At 33.3% G+C, this 17,577-nt stretch carries 23 protein-coding genes; 14 read left to right on the top strand and 9 right to left on the bottom strand.

The window, feature by feature from the left end:
• Position 1 precedes the first annotated feature (1 nt).
• From dapB to O5O44_RS04600, 5 genes are all read left to right on the top strand, one after another.
• Positions 2-706 carry a 4-hydroxy-tetrahydrodipicolinate reductase gene (dapB, locus tag O5O44_RS04620; RefSeq protein ID WP_289195914.1) on the top strand — a complete coding sequence of 235 codons (705 nt, stop codon included), beginning with the start codon at positions 2-4 and terminating at the stop codon, positions 704-706.
• A gap of 66 nt (positions 707-772) precedes the next feature.
• The gene (gene lepB, locus O5O44_RS04615; RefSeq protein ID WP_289195913.1) at positions 773-2,356 is read left to right on the top strand and encodes a signal peptidase I; all 1,584 of its coding nucleotides are present in this window, start codon (positions 773-775) and stop codon (positions 2,354-2,356) included.
• 46 nt (positions 2,357-2,402) lie between these two features.
• A complete protein-coding gene (locus tag O5O44_RS04610) occupies positions 2,403-3,188 on the top strand; it encodes a M15 family metallopeptidase (RefSeq protein WP_289195912.1) in 786 nt (261 codons plus the stop codon).
• Positions 3,185-3,808 (top strand): WbqC family protein, encoded by a 624-nt coding sequence (locus O5O44_RS04605; RefSeq protein ID WP_289195911.1) that lies wholly within the window; start codon positions 3,185-3,187, stop codon positions 3,806-3,808. Before O5O44_RS04610 ends, O5O44_RS04605 begins: the two co-directional genes overlap by 4 nt.
• Entirely contained in the window at positions 3,808-4,116 is a 309-nt protein-coding gene (locus O5O44_RS04600) for a DUF6122 family protein (RefSeq protein ID WP_289195910.1), read from the top strand. The genes O5O44_RS04605 and O5O44_RS04600 overlap by 1 nt, the downstream gene beginning before the upstream one ends.
• A 17-nt stretch (positions 4,117-4,133) precedes the next feature.
• Here the strand turns inward: O5O44_RS04600 and O5O44_RS04595 are convergent, their stop codons facing one another.
• The 8 genes from O5O44_RS04595 to O5O44_RS04560 form a co-directional block, all read right to left on the bottom strand.
• Positions 4,134-5,165, bottom strand: a complete 1,032-nt coding sequence (locus O5O44_RS04595) for an endonuclease/exonuclease/phosphatase family protein (protein WP_289195909.1) — start codon at positions 5,163-5,165, stop codon at positions 4,134-4,136.
• A gap of 4 nt (positions 5,166-5,169) precedes the next feature.
• On the bottom strand, positions 5,170-6,039 hold the full coding sequence (locus O5O44_RS04590) for a rhomboid family intramembrane serine protease (RefSeq protein WP_289195908.1): 870 nt from the start codon (positions 6,037-6,039) through the stop codon (positions 5,170-5,172).
• Positions 6,039-6,788, bottom strand: coding sequence for a rhomboid family intramembrane serine protease (locus O5O44_RS04585; protein WP_289195907.1), 750 nt, complete (start codon positions 6,786-6,788; stop codon positions 6,039-6,041). Before O5O44_RS04585 ends, O5O44_RS04590 begins: the two co-directional genes overlap by 1 nt.
• Before the next feature lie 85 nt (positions 6,789-6,873).
• Positions 6,874-8,724, bottom strand: a complete 1,851-nt coding sequence (gene mutL / locus O5O44_RS04580; RefSeq protein ID WP_289195906.1) for a DNA mismatch repair endonuclease MutL — start codon at positions 8,722-8,724, stop codon at positions 6,874-6,876.
• A 3-nt stretch (positions 8,725-8,727) separates the two neighbouring features.
• Positions 8,728-9,015 (bottom strand): riboflavin synthase subunit beta, encoded by a 288-nt coding sequence (locus O5O44_RS04575; RefSeq protein ID WP_289195905.1) that lies wholly within the window; start codon positions 9,013-9,015, stop codon positions 8,728-8,730.
• Positions 9,016-9,034: 19 nt separating this feature from the next.
• A complete protein-coding gene (locus O5O44_RS04570; protein ID WP_289195904.1) occupies positions 9,035-9,268 on the bottom strand; it encodes a hypothetical protein in 234 nt (77 codons plus the stop codon).
• Between the two features lie 127 nt (positions 9,269-9,395).
• Positions 9,396-9,881 carry a 6,7-dimethyl-8-ribityllumazine synthase gene (gene ribH, locus O5O44_RS04565; protein ID WP_019386356.1) on the bottom strand — a complete coding sequence of 162 codons (486 nt, stop codon included), beginning with the start codon at positions 9,879-9,881 and terminating at the stop codon, positions 9,396-9,398.
• A gap of 10 nt (positions 9,882-9,891) precedes the next feature.
• Positions 9,892-10,662: a YfgM family protein gene (locus tag O5O44_RS04560; protein WP_289195903.1), complete on the bottom strand. Its 771-nt coding sequence runs from the start codon at positions 10,660-10,662 to the stop codon at positions 9,892-9,894.
• Positions 10,663-10,801: 139 nt separating this feature from the next.
• On the opposite strand from O5O44_RS04560, the gene recF reads away from it, so the two are divergent.
• The 5 genes from recF (at position 10,802) to O5O44_RS04535 (ending at position 13,313) form a co-directional block, all read left to right on the top strand.
• Positions 10,802-11,881: a DNA replication/repair protein RecF gene (gene recF, locus O5O44_RS04555; RefSeq protein ID WP_289195902.1), complete on the top strand. Its 1,080-nt coding sequence runs from the start codon at positions 10,802-10,804 to the stop codon at positions 11,879-11,881.
• A 224-nt stretch (positions 11,882-12,105) separates the two neighbouring features.
• Complete coding sequence (locus O5O44_RS04550; RefSeq protein ID WP_289195901.1) at positions 12,106-12,402, top strand: DciA family protein; 297 nt, start codon at positions 12,106-12,108, stop codon at positions 12,400-12,402.
• A 98-nt stretch (positions 12,403-12,500) separates the two neighbouring features.
• Entirely contained in the window at positions 12,501-12,692 is a 192-nt protein-coding gene (locus O5O44_RS04545) for a cold-shock protein (RefSeq protein ID WP_019386352.1), read from the top strand.
• 128 nt (positions 12,693-12,820) lie between these two features.
• The gene (locus O5O44_RS04540) at positions 12,821-13,012 is read left to right on the top strand and encodes a cold-shock protein (RefSeq protein ID WP_135876672.1); all 192 of its coding nucleotides are present in this window, start codon (positions 12,821-12,823) and stop codon (positions 13,010-13,012) included.
• Positions 13,013-13,121: 109 nt separating this feature from the next.
• Complete coding sequence (locus O5O44_RS04535; RefSeq protein ID WP_019386350.1) at positions 13,122-13,313, top strand: cold-shock protein; 192 nt, start codon at positions 13,122-13,124, stop codon at positions 13,311-13,313.
• Between the two features lie 81 nt (positions 13,314-13,394).
• Here the strand turns inward: O5O44_RS04535 and O5O44_RS04530 are convergent, their stop codons facing one another.
• Positions 13,395-13,814, bottom strand: a complete 420-nt coding sequence (locus tag O5O44_RS04530; RefSeq protein WP_289195900.1) for a nucleoside-diphosphate kinase — start codon at positions 13,812-13,814, stop codon at positions 13,395-13,397.
• Between the two features lie 87 nt (positions 13,815-13,901).
• Between O5O44_RS04530 and O5O44_RS04525 the strand changes: the two genes are divergently transcribed.
• The 4 genes from O5O44_RS04525 to lgt are packed head-to-tail and all read left to right on the top strand — an operon-like array spanning position 13,902 to position 17,576.
• Positions 13,902-14,921, top strand: a complete 1,020-nt coding sequence (locus O5O44_RS04525; protein ID WP_289195899.1) for a DHH family phosphoesterase — start codon at positions 13,902-13,904, stop codon at positions 14,919-14,921.
• The gene (gldI, locus tag O5O44_RS04520) at positions 14,914-15,459 is read left to right on the top strand and encodes a gliding motility-associated peptidyl-prolyl isomerase GldI (protein ID WP_289196465.1); all 546 of its coding nucleotides are present in this window, start codon (positions 14,914-14,916) and stop codon (positions 15,457-15,459) included. The genes O5O44_RS04525 and gldI overlap by 8 nt, the downstream gene beginning before the upstream one ends.
• A gap of 1 nt (position 15,460) precedes the next feature.
• On the top strand, positions 15,461-16,588 hold the full coding sequence (locus O5O44_RS04515; RefSeq protein WP_289195898.1) for a peptidylprolyl isomerase: 1,128 nt from the start codon (positions 15,461-15,463) through the stop codon (positions 16,586-16,588).
• A gap of 55 nt (positions 16,589-16,643) precedes the next feature.
• Positions 16,644-17,576: a prolipoprotein diacylglyceryl transferase gene (gene lgt, locus O5O44_RS04510; RefSeq protein WP_289195897.1), complete on the top strand. Its 933-nt coding sequence runs from the start codon at positions 16,644-16,646 to the stop codon at positions 17,574-17,576.
• The last annotated feature ends 1 nt before the right edge of the window (position 17,577 follow it).

Raw genomic sequence — 17,577 nt, 5'->3', positions numbered from 1 at the left:
CATGAATATAGCTTTACTCGGATACGGAAAAATGGGTAAAACCATAGAGCAGATTGCCATTAAACGCGGGCATAATGTGGTATTGACTATTGATAAAGATGATAAGAATTACGACATTACTAAAGCTGATGTCGCTATAGATTTTAGCGTTCCTACGGTAGCCTTTAATAATATTTCAAACTGCATAAACAACAACGTGCCTGTTATATCTGGAACCACAGGTTGGTTAGATAAATATGACGATGCTGTTGCTTTATGTGAAGAAAAAAAAGGCGCTTTTATTTATGCATCTAATTATAGTTTAGGTGTCAATATCTTTTTTGAACTTAATAAAACACTCGCAAAAATGATGAGCAACCTGAAGCAGTATAATGTTTCAATGGAAGAAATACATCATACACAAAAGCTTGATGCCCCAAGTGGAACTGCCATTTCTTTAGCTAATGATATTATTGAAAACCATGAAGGATTTACCAATTGGAAATTAGACGAAAATGGTAAAAAAACAATTCCGATTACTGCAAAACGCATAGAAGATGTACCTGGAACCCATACGGTTACCTATGAAAGTGAAGTAGACACCATAAACATTGAGCATATAGCGCACACCAGACAAGGTTTTGCCTTAGGTGCCGTTATTGCTGCAGAATGGATAGCTGGAAAAACTGGTGTTTTCACTATGAACGATGTGTTAAATATAGGTTAATTGGCAATAAAGTTGTAACAATCAAAACACCTGTTACTACTTACATAACAATAAAATTTTAAGATTATGACTTGGACACAGTGGTTTATATTCATTTTTATAATTCAAGTAATTCACGGTTTAGGAACTTGGAAACTTTACGTAAAAGCTGGTAGACAAGCTTGGGAAGCCTTTGTCCCAATCTACAATGGTGTTATTTTAATGAAAATTATTAATCGTCCATGGTGGTGGATAATTTTATTATTTCTACCCATTGTAAATCTTATTATGCTACCAGTTGTTTGGGTTGAGACATCTAGAAGTTTCGGCAAAAACATGCCTGTTGACACTATTTTAGCGGTCCTTACACTTGGTTTCTACAACTATTACCTTAATTATGTTCTCGATGTAACGTATGTTGAAGATAGGAGTTTAGACCCTACAACATCTAGTGGTGATTGGGTGAGTTCTATTCTATTTGCAATAGTAGCTGCCACCATAGTTCACACTTATTTTATGCAACCTTTTACTATTCCTTCATCATCTTTAGAAAAGTCGTTGTTGGTAGGCGATTTTCTTTTTGTAAGCAAGTTCCATTATGGAGCTCGTGTGCCAATGACTACTGTTGCAGCGCCTATGGTGCATGATACCATTCCGAAATTAGGAACCAAATCTTATTTATTTGACGATAATTTTGAAGCACGAAATACCTCATGGAAAAACAAATTGCAACTACCTTATTTAAGGTTTCCAGGGTTTGAAAACATAGAACGAAATGATATTGTGGTTTTTAATCAACCAGCAGACACCTTGCTGAATATGAATGATTTTAGACCCGATCGGAACTACTACAAGCCCATAGATAAAAAAACCAACCTTGTTAAACGTTGCGTTGGTATTGCAGGCGACTCATTAGAAGTTAGAAATGGCTATGTATATATTAATGGAAAGAAAAATGAGCTTCCTGATAGAGCACATTTGCAATTTAGCTATTTGGTACAACCTAAAACCAATCAATTCAATCCTAAATTTTTAAAGGATCGATATGATATCACAGATGGTTTTGGAATCATGAATAGCCAGAATACTTACTATTTCTCTGCAATATCAGATGAAGCCGTAGCTAAATTTAAAAATCACCCAAATGTGGCGAGCATTACACCTAATAAGCAAGAAAAAGGTGTGAGAGACTCTAATATTTTTCCGCATCACCCAGATTACAATTGGAACGTTGATTACTTTGGCCCGCTTTACATTCCTGAGGCAGGAAAAACTATTGATATAAATTTAGAAGTTTTACCGCTATACAAACGTGTCATTACCGAATATGAAGGCAATACATTGCAAGTAAAAGGCAATCAAATTTTAATTAATGGTGAAGTAACAGATACGTATACTTTTAAACAAAACTATTATTGGATGATGGGTGACAACCGCCATAACTCCATTGATGCCCGAGCTTGGGGATTTGTGCCATTTAATCACGTTATTGGAAAACCAGTGTTTATCTGGATGAGTTGGGATGGTATTAAAAACCCACGTTGGGAACGTTTCTTTACAACGGTTAGCGGTAGCGGAAAAGCTACCTCTTATTTAATCCCGTTTTTAGTTCTTTTATTTGGCTGGATAGGATTTAACAAATGGAGAAAACGTAAAAAAGCTAGCAAATAATTAGTACGATACTGTTCATTTCATTCAATTAAGATTAAGCTGAGTTATGACGTTTAAACTGTTTCCAATAGTGTTATTTATTACCTTATCGTCATGTGTACAAGATAAAAAATTAGAGCATAAAATGTCTTCAATTGAGTCTGAATCTAACCTTATAGAAACAGACACTATTAAAAGTATAGAAATTACGAAAGACTTTGTTTTAGGGAAATTTGATTATAAAAATCATGAGCTCTTCATTAAAACGAATGCTACTCATACATCTAAACATATATATTTAAATGTCGAGGTTTATGAAGCTTTTGTTAACATGTATAATCATGCCGAAAAAGATAGTATTCAATTAAAAATTGTTTCAGGCACCCGAAATTTTGCTGAACAGAAAGCTATTTGGGAGCGTAAATGGGAAAAATATCAAAATCTAAACCCCGTAAGCAGAGCAAAAAAAATACTCGAGTATAGTTCGATGCCTTCTACTTCAAGACATCATTGGGGAACCGATATCGATTTAAATAGTTTAAGTAACTCTTATTTTGAAAGTGGCAAAGGTAAAAAAGAGTATAAATGGCTTGTAGAAAACGCTAATAACTATGGTTTCTATCAGGTTTACACCGACAAATCATCTGGAAGAACAGGTTACAATTTAGAGCGCTGGCATTGGTCTTACATGCCGTTGTCGATTAAATATCTGACCTTTTATAACAACCAAGTTGATTACTCAGACATTTCAGGATTTGACGGTTCTGAGCTTGCGGAAGCCCTAAATATTATACCGAATTACGTCAATGGGATTTCAGAAGATGCCAAACAATTAAAATATCCTAAAGAATGAAAATTGTTTTACATCCTACATATTTTCCCAATATTGCACATTTTGTTGCCATGGTAAATGCTGAAGAAGTTATTCTAGAAATGGAAGATAACTTCTTGAAACAAACCTACAGAAATAGAACTTATATTTATGGTGCCAACGGAAAACTAGGATTAAACATCCCTGTTATTCATTCTCAAAAAAATCGCCAAAAGTATAAAGACGTTAAAATTTACAATCAGGATAATTGGCAAAGTCTACACTGGAAATCGATTCTTTCAGCGTACAGAACATCTCCGTTTTTCGAATATTACGAAGATGAACTTCAGCCTTTATTCATGAAGAATGCAGGTTTCATATTAGACCATAATTTACATTGCTTAGAAACCATTTGCGATTGTTTACAACTAGAGTTGAACTTTTTTAAAACAGATACCTTCGAAAAAACTTTAAAAGATAAAACCGATTACAGGCAATTAGTAAACGCTAAAAAAGAGCCAAATTATAATTTCGAGAAATACACACAAGTATTTAGCGCAAAACACGGTTTTATACCCAATTTAAGCATCTTAGATTTATTATTTAATGAAGGCCCAAATGCTTTAAATTATTTAGAATCTCAAACACTTAAAACTAAATAATGTTACAATCTATAGTGCATTACGGGTGTCATTTTCTATTACCACTTGGGATTGCCTTACTATTTTTTAAATCGAATTGGAAGTATGCTTTTTTGGTGATGGTTGCGGGTATTTTAATTGATATAGACCACTTATTAGCAACACCTATTTTTGACCCAAACCGTTGTAGTTTTGGTTTTCATCCGCTACACTCAAGTTTCGCAATATTGTTTTATGTGTTTTTATGTATACCTAAAAAATCGAGATTGGTGGGTCTGGGACTCGTTATTCACATTATTGCAGACGTTGCAGATTGTTCGTTTATGTAAATATCCTAACAAAGAAGCTACTCCTGCTCTTTCAAACTTAAGGTCGTCATTATTGGATAATGATCGGAATAATGATGGTTGTAGGCTTTAAAACCATTCACATTAAAATCTTCTTCGGCAAAAATAAAATCGATTCGAACTGGAAAAAACTTAAAATCGTACGTACGCCCGAAACCATTTCCAGCCTCCTTAAACGTATCTATTAAATTGCCTTTAATTTTTCGATAGACATACGAAAATGCGGTGTTATTAAAATCGCCACAAATCACCATTTTGTAATTACATTTTTTCTTATGCATTAAAAATAATTCGGTTTGAAACTGTTGCATTTTAAATGTGGTGCCAATACGTTTAAATAGGCGCTCCGAATCTTCATTTTTAAGGTGTTCAACCTTTGTATTGATACGCAACGATTCTAAATGAATGTTATAAATCCTGATTGTATCATTTCCTTTGACAACATCAACAAAAATGGCATTGTTAGCAGTATCAGGAAATTCGATAGACCCAGAATTGACAATGGGAAATTTAGAAAAAATGGCTTGACCATATTTAGTCTTTTTTCCTGAAAGTTTTTCGAATTTATACTTGAAAAACGATAAATCTATATTTTTATGAGGATGATATTCTTGCAAACTCAATACATCTGGCGACTCCTTTTTTATAAAGTCTACAATTTTGGTTTCTACCCCCTTTTCTGGAATCCATTCATATAAATTAAACAGTCTCACATTATAATTCATGACTTTAATGTTATTTGGGTCATCAATTTTTGTTGAAGCCGAAAATTTATAAAGAGTCCCGAAAGAAAAATAACCAATTATGAGAACAGTAAAGGATAACATGAATTTCCTTTTCAGTTGTAAAACCCAATACAATAAGAAAAATACATTTATTAAAATAAGAAACGACACCCCTAAATTAACAACAGCTAAAATAGAAAAAGTTTTAGGTGGTAAAAAAGGTAATATGTAAGAAAGCAACAGGAGCACCGCCACAACAACATTTATTGAATAAATGAATTTATTTCTGAAACTCAATTTTTTCATTGGTTTACTTCCCTGCTCTAAATAAGAATTCTTTTTCTTCTGAAGTTAAGCTATCATAACCACTTTTACTGATTTTATCAAGTATAACGTCAATTTTCTTTTGATTATTAAACTCATTAAAATCGGCTTTATTATAACCACCTGCCTTACTTTTATTTTTATGTACCGTTTTTAAGGGCCCTTTTTTTGAAAACTTAAAAAAATTTGAAAAATAATCCATGAATTTTTCAAACCCTTTTCCAATATCCTGTCCTTTAACTAATTGTTTTGCATAGAAATACCCTAATAAAGCGCCGCCTAAATGCGCTAAATTACCACCAGCATTTCCCGTAACTGGATTATTAATACCAGAAATTACGCCTATAACATCTAAAACAACAATAGCAGCACCAATATACCATAGCTTCAGGTTAAATGTAAAAAAACGAATCTCTTGATTTGGCATGTAGGCACACAGAAAAATCAACAAGGCTCTAACCGCGCCCGACGCTCCTAAAAGTCTTGAATTTCCACCAAAAACCTCTGGTAATAAACTATAACAAAACATAAAAAGTAAACCTCCAGCTATTGCACCTAAGAAATATACGTTAAGAGCCATTTTAGGGCTAAACAAATTCAAAAACATGCGCCCTAGAAAATACAACCAAAGCATGTTAAATAACATGTGTAAAAATTCGGTGTGTACAAATGCATAGGTTATTAGCGACCAAGGTTTCAAAATAAAACTTGAAAAACCACTTGGGAGCTGAAACCAAATAAAATTAAATCTTGTAATTAATGCTAAAAGAAATATCACAACATTAATAGCTATAATCTTTTCTAGCACATTAAGGTTGGCTAACTTTTGTTTTATGTCTTGATTAAGTGAAGTCATTAATTCCAGCGGTTTCTGTTAAACTGGTTCTTTTTCCAATACCACATAATGATAAAGCCTGTTACTGCGCCACCAACGTGAGCCATATAAGCAGTATTACTAGGACTAAAGAATGACTGTCCTGTAAGACCAGAAATTAAATCTAAAATAATAATTCCAGGAATAAAATATTTTGCTTTAATAGGAATAGGTAAAAATATCAGCATCAATTTAGCTTCAGGATTCATCATACCAAAAGCGGCTAAAATACCCATTAAACAACCTGAGGCGCCTACCATACTCGCATTGTATGCGGGATAAATATCTTTCAGCAACGTAAATTGAGATTGTGAAATCCCAGAAATCACTTCATTAGTTGTAAGCATTTGTTTTATATCACCTGATGTTAAGCCAGATTCTATTAACGTGTTGTAATTAGGAACATACTGAAAATAATAATATCCAAGTTGCAGCAAGACTGCACCCAATCCTGCAGAAAAATATATGAATAAAAATCGTTTTGACCCTAAAACTTGTTCAACTGGCGTTCCAAACATCCAAAGCGCAAACATGTTGAAGAAAATATGCATCGCGCCTCCATGCATAAACATATGCGTAATGATTTGCCATGGTTGAAATGCATCGTTATTTGGAAAATACAGGGCAAACCACTCATAAAACAATGTGCCATTTCCAATGGCTAGAGTACCAACAAACATAATCACATTTATGATTATTAAATGTTTAACGGTGTCTGAAATTTGCATCATACTTTTCTATTTCTTTTAAAACTGCTTTTCAATAAAGACCTTACGACTTCGCTAAAGGCGACATTGAAGCGCTTTTTATACTTTACTAAATAAATTTTTTGTCTAACTCGTCAACCGTCATGGTTACGAAGGTTGTTCGATTCGTGGGCGACACATTAGGTTCCTTACAAGCAAACAATTTGTTAACTAAGTGCTCTTGCTCATCTTTTTGCAATGACTGCCCTGTTTTTATTGCTAAACTTTTAGCCATAGATTTTGCAAGCAAATCGGCTGCACTAAAATTACTATCAGGTACTTCATTTTCAACATCACTTACAAGCTGTTCTAAAATTATAGACACTTCGCTTTCTGGCACGCCTACTGGCACACCTGTAATATCTACAGTTTCATCTTTAAAGTTTGAAAAGACAAAACCCGTATGCTCTAAATCATCTTTTAACTGCCTTATAATCACAATATCTTGTGGTGAAAAATGAAGTTGTAACGGAAACAATAATTGCTGACTAACAGCTTCTTTAATTGTTAAGTTTTTGAGGAAATCTTCATATAAGATTCGCTGATGAGCTCGATGCTGATCGATGACTAACATACCAGATTTGATAGCACTAATAATGTATTTATTATGAAGCTGATAGGTTGTGTTGGTTTTATCAACTTGATTCTCATCTGTAAAAATAGATGCCGTTTGCTCCTCACTTTCAAACCTAACTTCAGTGAAGTCTTGTTTTGAATTATTTCCTTTAGATTCTAAACCCACATACAAACTCTCCCAACTGGCAACAGGTTCCTTTTTATAAGCAATTGCTTTGGCTCTTGATTGTTGTTCTTCTTGAAACGGATTAAAACTTCTATCTACTTCAATTTTCGGAGCTTTTGAATCTGTTTTTTTATAATCGTATGGCGTATCTAAATTAGGGTCGCGTTCAAAATCTAACACTGGCGCAATATTAAATTGACCCAAACTATGTTTTATGGCAGAACGCAATAAAGCATAAAGTGTATGTTCATCATCAAACTTAATTTCTGTTTTTGTAGGATGGATGTTAATATCGATGGTATGCGGGTCTACTGTTAAATTTAAAAAATAACTGGCATGGGTGCCACTTTTTAACAAACCATCAAAAGCTGAAGCTATCGCATGATTTAGATAGGCGCTTTTTATGAAGCGATTATTCACAAAAAAGTATTGCTCGCCTCTTGTTTTTTTAGCAAATTCGGGTTTACCAACAAATCCCGAAATTTTAAGTACTTCGGTATCCTCTTCAACAGGAACCAATTTTTCATTGGTTTTATTACCAAAAATATTTACGATACGCTGACGATAATTACTAACAGGCAAATTAAACGTTTCGCTCCCATTGTTATACAGCGCAAAACTAATACTAGGATGTGCTAATGCCACACGATGAAATTCATCGATAACATGACGCAATTCTACAGTATCGGACTTTAAAAAATTTCGTCTTGCTGGGATATTAAAAAACAGATTTTTTACTGCAACTGAAGTTCCTGTTGGTGTTACCACAATGTCTTGGGAAACCACATTACTACCTTCAATAATTATTGCTGTTCCAACATCGTCTAGATCTTGTTTGGTTTTTAGTTCAACATGGGCAATTGCGGCGATACTCGCTAATGCTTCACCTCTAAAACCTTTGGTGTTTAGTTGAAATAAATCTTCAGCATTTCTAATTTTTGAAGTGGCATGACGCTCAAAACTCAAACGTGCATCTGTAACGCTCATTCCCTTACCATTATCTATAACTTGCACTAAGGTTTTACCAGCGTCTTTAATAATAAGTTTTATGGTATTTGCCCCTGCATCAATAGCGTTTTCAAGAAGTTCTTTAACTACAGAAGCTGGACGTTGTACAACTTCTCCAGCAGCAATTTGGTTTGCTACATGATCGGGTAAAAGCTGTATAATGTCTGCCATATATTAATTAGAAAAGAATATCGTTAAATCGAAGTCTATGATAAACAAAAAAATCAACACAAGAATAGCAACAATTATTAAAATGCGTCTATTGGCTTCCCTATCTGGGTTATTTTTTAAATCATCAAATGCATCATTAAATTTTGCTTTAATTCCTTTATTCGCACCTACCGTTTTTCTAAAGCCATCAAACTTATGCTTAATTTCATACGGATTCCCCTCACCTTTATCATCATAATAACGCGGTGTATAGCTAAATTTTTTGTTCTTTTTTAATTTTAAAAGTCCCATGATTTCTAAGTTTTTGGTATTACATGTATTTTTTCTCTAATACATACATACAAATCAATAATAATACCAAAATGATGATTAACACCCTCATTGACATGGCACCTCGAGTTTTAACTTTAGTGCCTTTGTTTTGTCGCCATTTAGAAATAAAATCTTTGGTATCTGCATTGCTATCTAAACCAGACTCTGTTTGACTTTCTTTTGAAAATCTAGGTTGATAATTAAAGGTTTTATGTTTGCGTTGTTTAAACAAAATCTAGTATTGCTCGTCGTTTCAAAAATACTTAAAAGTATGCAGAAATAGGAGTTTAAACTGCCAAAAAATGTTAAGATAATTGACAAGAGCTGAATAATAGAAAACCTATTAGTGTGAAAAAAAACTAACTATTCTTGCGTAGTTCTGCCATTTTTATTGCAGCAATAGCGGCTTCAGTGCCCTTGTTTCCATGTTTCCCACCAGAGCGATCGATGGCTTGTTGCATGGTATTATCTGTAAGCACACAGAAAATTACTGGTGTTTCACGCCTTACATTTAAATCTTTTATGCCTTGTGTAACCCCTTCGCAAACAAAATCAAAATGTTTTGTTTCCCCTTGAATCACGCTTCCTATGGCAATAACAGCGTTAACCATTTGCTCTTGCATCTTTTTAGCCCCGTAAATAAGCTCGAAGCTTCCCGGAACATTCCATCTAATTATATTATGTGGTAACACACCATTTTCCAAAAGGGCATGATAAGCGCCTTGATACAGCCCTTCAGTTACATTATCATTCCATTCTGAAACAACAATCCCAAACCGAAATTTACTCGCGTTTGGGATTGTTGCTTTATCGTATTCTGATAAATTTTTATTTTCGGTAGCCATAATTTAGCTATTATTTGTTTGCTAAAACTTGTGCTTTTCCTATAAACACATCTACTTTTGTTGCTTCAGTTGAGTTACTGTAATCGTCTTTTATTCTTTTAAAATAAGTTAAAGCTTTATCAGCTTTACCTAAATCTAAAGCAATTGTTCCTGCTTTAAACAAATACATTGGTGTTGTAAATTCGTTATTGCGCATTTCAGCAGCTTGCTCGTAGTATTCTAAAGCATCTTCTGGCTGGTTAAGTTGCACAAAAGCATCACCAATATTTCCTTTAGCTAAAGGCGCTAAAATTTCATCATCGCTTTTAAAATTACTTAAATGCTCAACGGCATTTTTGTAATCTTTTAATCTTAAATACGCAGTACCTGCATAGTAACTAGCTAAGTTAGCAGAAGGAGTTCCGCTATACTCTTCTATAATATCTAGCATCCCATATTTACCTTCACCTCCGTTTAAAGCTAAATTATACAACGAGTCTTTTGCTACTCCTGTAACGGCTTGATCAAAATATTTTTGAGCCTGAAACATATCGTTCATTGCAGCTTGTTGTTTTGGTTTAGCGATATACTCTTTATAACCTAAAGACCCTAAAACTATTGCTGCAACCAGACCAATAATTATGAAAATATATTTTTGGTTTTTTGCTACAAAATCTTCGGTTTTAGAAGCTGTTTCATCAAGTGTATTAAAAACCTCTGCAGTTGTAGATCCTTCCTCTATATTCTGTTGTTTTTCTACAGATGTTTTTGGTTTATGTCCTCTTTTCTTATAAGTTGCCATTATATGCTATCTAAAATTATTGTCGCGCAAAAATATAATTTTTCTTCAGAACTAAAAGGGTATTTATTTGATATTTTTCAATAATTTGCACTTCTTTTCAAGAGTTTAACCTTGAAACGCCCTCAAAGTTGCATTTTCTATGATTTTAAAATCGCTTTCATTACTAAATTATAAAAATTTCGATAGTAAATCGTTCATTTTCAATGACAAAATAAATTGTATTGTTGGTAATAACGGTATTGGAAAAACAAATGTACTTGATGCGATTTACCATTTATCCTTCGGAAAAAGCTATTTCAATCCTGTTGCCACTCAAAATATTAAACACGGAGAAGACTTTTTTGTAATTAATGGAGATTATGAGAAAGATGGTAAAATTGAAAAAGTTGCGATTAGTTTAAAACGAGGACAGAAGAAAATGATTAAGCGTAATGGTAAGGCTTATGAAAAATTTAGTGAGCATATTGGCTTTTTGCCTTTGGTAATTATATCGCCGGCAGATAGAGATTTGATTATAGAAGGAAGTGATACTAGGCGTAAGTTTATTGATAGTGTTATTTCGCAAAGCGATAAAAGTTACCTAAGTAATTTGATAAACTATAATAAAATATTGGCTCAACGTAATGCTTTGTTAAAATATTTTGCACTTAACCATACGTTTAATAATGACACTTTAGAGGTTTACAATACACAACTTACGGAGTACGGAAAAATAATTTTTGAAAAGCGCGATGCTTTTTTAAAAACGTTTATCCCGATTTTTAAATCGAGATACGAAGTTATTAGCAATAATAATGAAGCTGTTGATTTAGTTTACCAAAGTCATTTATTTGATGACGATTTGAGTACACTTTTAAAGGCTTCGATAAATAAGGATAAAGCTTTACAGTACACCAGTGTTGGTGTGCATAAGGATGATTTGCTTTTTAATATTGAAGAACATCCGATAAAGAAATTTGGGAGTCAAGGACAACAAAAATCGTTTTTGATTGCATTGAAATTGGCACAGTTTGATTTTATAAAAGCACAAAGTGGTGTTAACCCTATTTTATTACTTGATGATATTTTTGATAAGTTGGATGAACAGCGTGTAGCACAAATTATAAAATTGGTTGATGATGAAAATTTTGGTCAGTTATTTATAAGCGATACTCATGCGGAGCGTACTGAGGACGCTGTAAAGCAAGTGCATCAAAGTTATGAGATTTTTAGGCTATAATCAGTGCTAATCGCGATAAACCGTTGATGAGACAATAACAGACTTTTGCAAATTGAAAACGTATTTATAATAAAATTACCCGCCATAACGGATGAGCCCGCGTTAGGGATTGCAATGAAAATCCTTTTGTGAGGAACGAGCAAAAGATTGTAATGAAAAGCCCGACCCTTGTGGTAACGCCCAAAAAAAATTAATACTTTTACAATATTAAAATTCTATATGCTATGGCAAAACGTAATAACGAACATATTAGCATTCAGGACGCTTTAAAAGAATTTGTTGAAACCAATAAGCTTGAAAAAGGATTGAACAAGGTTAATGTAGCGGAAGCTTGGGCTAAACTAATGGGGAACGGCGTTAATAATTATACAACTGCCGTGAATTTGGAGCGCGAAACCCTGCATGTGCAATTGAGTTCGAGTGTTTTAAGGGAAGAATTAAGCTACGGTAAGGAAAAGATAATTACTATGCTTAATGAGGAATTGGGTAAAGAAATTATTAAAAAACTGATTTTAAGATAATTAGACTTAGCTGTTTCTTGTAAATATTTTGTGAAAAAACAAAAAGGTATCATTTTTTGTATTACCTTTGAGGCTTAATTTATTATAATACAAATACAATGAGTAAAGGTACAGTAAAATTCTTCAACGATTCTAAAGGATTTGGATTCATTATTGAAGAGGACAACAACAAAGAACATTTCGTACACATTTCAGGACTTATCGATGAAATTCGTGAAGGTGATGTTGTAGAATTCGATCTACAAGAAGGTAGAAAAGGATTAAACGCCGTAAACGTAAAAGTAGTCTAAACGATATACTATTTAACAATTACAACTTAAAGCCTATCATTTATTTGATAGGCTTTTTTTGTTTTTAACGTTTTATAACTTAATTGGCTGTATATTCGCCAAATATTAATTATTATAATACAAATACAATGAGTAAAGGTACCGTAAAATTTTTCAATGATTCAAAAGGTTTTGGATTCATTACTGAAGATGACAACAACAAAGAGCATTTCGTACATATTTCTGGACTAGTAGATGAAATTCGCGAAGGAGATGCAGTAGAATTCGATTTACAAGAAGGTAAAAAAGGATTAAACGCCGTAAATGTAAAAGTAATCTAAGGATATACTATATAACAATACAATTAAGAGCCTATCATCAATTTGATAGGCTTTTTTTTGTGGCATAACCTTTGCATTATATCATTTATAATAATTAAAATTTAATACAATGAGTAAAGGAACAGTAAAATTCTTCAACGATTCAAAAGGCTTTGGATTTATAACTGAAGAAGGTTCAAACACCGAACATTTTGTTCACATTTCAGGTTTAATTGATGAAATTCGCGAAGGCGATTTGGTTGAATTTGATTTACAAGAAGGCCGCAAAGGCTTAAATGCTGTAAACGTTAAAGTAGTTTAATACCATATAACATACTTTTAGAAACAAAAAATCCCGCAATAACATTGCGGGATTTTTTTATAGTTTGAGTGTTCTTTTTAATTAAAACTGCTCTCTTCCAGAAAAATGAAAAGCACCTTCTATCGCTGCGTTTTCATCGCTATCACTACCATGTACTGCGTTTTCACTTATAGAATCTGCGTACATTTTACGAATTGTACCTTCTGCAGCGTCTGCAGGATTTGTAGCACCAATTAAGGTTCTAAAATCTTCAACAGCATTTTCTTTTTCTAAGATTGCCGCAACAATTGGTCCGCGTGTCATATACTCCACTAATTCTGGAAAAAACGGACGCTCTTTATGAATTGCATAAAATTCTTGAGCATCTGCAGTGGTCATTTGTGTTAATTTCATTGCTACAATTCTAAACCCTGAAGCTGAAATTTTTTCTAATATTGCCCCAATGTGTCCTTTCTCAACAGCATCTGGTTTAAGCATTGTAAATGTTCTGTTTGTCGCCATTATTTTTGTTTTATGTGGGTGCAAAAGTAATCTATTTCTATTGAATTCCAATAATTCTAATTTGAAAAAATTGTATCTTCGTCAACTATGAAAAAACAACACATTTCAAGCATAAAACAACTTTTATCTACACCAAAAAAGATAGTGATCGTAGCACATAAAAACCCTGATGGAGACGCTATTGGCTCCAGTTTAGGTTTATATCATTATTTAGTAAAAGGCAACCACAATGTAAACGTTATAATGCCTAATGATTATCCATCTTTTTTAAAATGGATACCAGGAAATGATGCCGTTTTAATACATGATGCTCAAACAGCCACCTGTGATGCTTTGATAAACGAATCTGATATTATTTTTACATTAGATTTTAATGCCTTTCATAGAACTGGCAATATGGAATCGGCATTAACCGAAAGCAATGCGTTGAAAATTATGATTGATCATCATCAAGCGCCAGACGATTATGCTGCTTATACGTTTAGCGATGTAAGCATGAGTTCCACCTGCGAAATGGTATATCATTTTATTAATATGCTAGGTGATCTTGACAAGATTAACAGTGCTATTGCAACGAGTTTGTATGTTGGTATTATGACAGATACAGGTTCTTTTAGGTTTTCATCAACTACTAGTACGACGCATAGAGTTGTTGCAGATTTGATTGAAAAAGGCGCAAATAACTCAGAGATTCATAACCACGTTTTTGACACTAACAGTTATGAACGATTACAATTATTAGGTTGTGCACTAACCAATTTAAAAGTATTACCCGAACATAGAACGGCATACATTACGCTCTCACAGCAAGAACTACACAACTTTAATTACAAAAAAGGTGACACTGAAGGAGTTGTAAACTACGGCCTTTCATTAGATGGTGTAGTACTAGCTGCAATTTTTATAGAAGACAGACAAGAAGGTATTATAAAAATCTCATTACGCTCAAAAGGTAACTTTTCGGTAAATGAAATGTCTAGGGCTCATTTTGAAGGAGGTGGACACACCAATGCCGCTGGTGGCAAGAGCTATTTATCTCTAGAAAAAACTATTGAAAAATTTATTAGTATATTGCCTAGTTATAATAAAGCCCTGAATGATGAATAAATTTCTAACCATAGCGCTCGTTTTTTTAGTATTTGCTTGCAAAACACCCGAAGCCAGACGTCCTGTTTCTGTAAAAACAGGCTCTTTTATTGATGCTTCTGTAGAACGAAATAAAAAATTAAATGCCAGAGAGAAAGCTTCCATTGAAAAAATAATGAAGCAACAAAATATTGATTACATCGCTTCAGAAAGTGGGTTTTGGTATTACTATAATAACAAAGCTGTGATTGACACGTTAAAAACTCCAGACTTTGGTGATGTTGTAAACTATAATTACAATGTGAAATCTTTAGATGGCAATGTTATTTACACCACTGAAGATATTAAAACGCAATCCTACGCCATGGACAAAGAAGAACTGTTTACTGGACTTCGAGAAGGTTTAAAGCTTATGAAAAGTGGTGAGACCGTTACTTTCCTGTTTCCTTCTCAAAAAGCCTACGGTTACTACGGCGATGAAAATAAAATTGGCAGCAATATGCCATTAATTTGTGAGGTTACTGTTAATTCTATTACTGAAGAAAATCAATCACGCTAACATGCTTTTTAAAAGTGCTTATAACGTTTTAATTCTAGCGCTGTTATTTATTTTTTTAACGGCTTGTGAAGAAAAACGCAAAGATCTTGAAGACGGTATTTATGCTGAGTTTGTTACAAACAAAGGCAACATGATGGCCAAATTAACTTACGAAAAAACGCCTGTAACCGTTGCCAATTTTGTGTCGCTAGCTGAAGGCACTAATACTTTAGTGAAAGACCCTTACAAAAAGAAAGCCTATTTTAATGGTACTATTTTTCATCGTATTATAGAAAATTCGATTATCCAAGGAGGCGACCCTACCGGTAAAGGTCCTGGGAATCCTGGTTATAAATTTAAAGACGAATTTCATCCTGATTTAAAACACGATAAAAAAGGTATTCTTTCTATGGCTAATTATGGTCCGAAAACTAACGGTAGCCAGTTTTTTATTACCGATGTTCCTAGACCAAAATTGGATAATAAACACAGTGTTTTTGGTGAATTAGTTACTGGATTTGATGTTTTAGATTCTATTTCGGCTGTAAAAACAGATAAAAATGACAGACCACTAAAAGAAGTGGTGATAAAAGAAGTAAATATTTTAAGAATAGGTAAATCTGCACAAAAATTTAATGCTCCCAAAATTTTCGAAAATCATTTTATTGAAGAACAACGCCTTGAAAAGCAAAAAAAAGCTAAAGCAGAAGCTCTTTTAAAAGCAACTTTTAAGCGATTTGAAAATCAAAAAACAAAAGCCAAAACCTTAGATTCTGGACTTTACTATTATGTGTCTAAGCAAGGTGAAGGTGAAAAATTACATGAAAATGCACAAGCATTTGTGCATTATACCGTTTACACAGAAAACGGTGAGTTTATAAAAACCAGCAAACTAGAGGTGGCTAAAGCCTTAAATGTTGTTGATAAAAACGGTACTGAAACAAAAAAATACCAACCTATTATTGCAGATATTGGACCAGATGCGCAAATGATTCCAGGATTTAAAGAAGGATTACAGCAATTGCATGTTGGAGACCAAGCTACCTTATTTATACCCTATCATTTAGGGTTTGGAGAGGCGGGTGGCAACACAGTTCCTGGAAAAACCAATATAATTTTTGAAGTTGAAGTCTTGAAACTTCTTAAATAAATTTTAACATTAAAGCCATTGTAATCCTTTATATTTACAACGAAAAATAAAACCTATGCATCTATTAAAATTTGATTGGAACCCAATTACAGGTATTGATATTGTAGGCAACTTTAAATTACATTTTTACAGTGTGATGTGGATTGTTGCTTTTATTTTGGGTTGGTATATCATGAAACGCATTTTCACTAAAGAAAAGGTGTCTTTGGATTATTTAGATCCGTTGTTTATTTATACCGTTTTAGCAACAATGCTAGGTGCGAGATTAGGACATGTTTTATTTTACCAATCGGAATTAATAACGGAAGATTTTTTAAGCATCTTTCTTCCCATTAGAACCAAACCGAGTTTTGAATTTACCGGTTTTCAAGGACTTGCTAGTCATGGTGCAGCTATAGGTATTATCATTGGGATGTATTTATACCGAAAAAAATACACCTACAAATCGATACTTTGGATTTTAGATAGAATTGTGATACCAGTGGCTTCTGGTGCCATTTTTATTAGAATAGGAAATTTTATTAACTCTGAAATAATTGGAAAAGCTTCTGGAGAATTCCCTTTAGGTGTTCGGTTTATACAAGACCAATATTACAAAAGTGAAATTATGCAACGTACAGGCATTAAAGATGTACAAAAAGCCTATAATGCTGTAACTGAAAATCCACAATTTCAAAACTTACTTGATGCGGTGCCTTACCGCCATCCGTCGCAGTTATACGAATCGTTCTGCTATATTTTTGTGTTTCTTATTTTATGGTATTTCTACTCGAAAACCGCTAAAAAAGATCAACCAGGATTTTTATTTGGCTTGTTTTTAATTTTACTTTGGACCATTCGTTTCTTTATTGAATTTACAAAAGAACCGCAAGGTGATGAATACATTAACTGGTTAAACTTAAATACCGGACAATGGTTAAGTATTCCATTTATTTTAATTGGCTTGTACTTTATGTTTATGTATAAACCAAAAACTGCAAGCAAATAAG

The organism is Algibacter luteus, from assembly GCF_030344935.1.
Lineage (GTDB): Bacteria > Bacteroidota > Bacteroidia > Flavobacteriales > Flavobacteriaceae > Arenitalea > Arenitalea lutea.
Note: the sequence above shows the minus strand (reverse complement) of the source record. Positions and strands in the feature narration are given on the sequence as shown.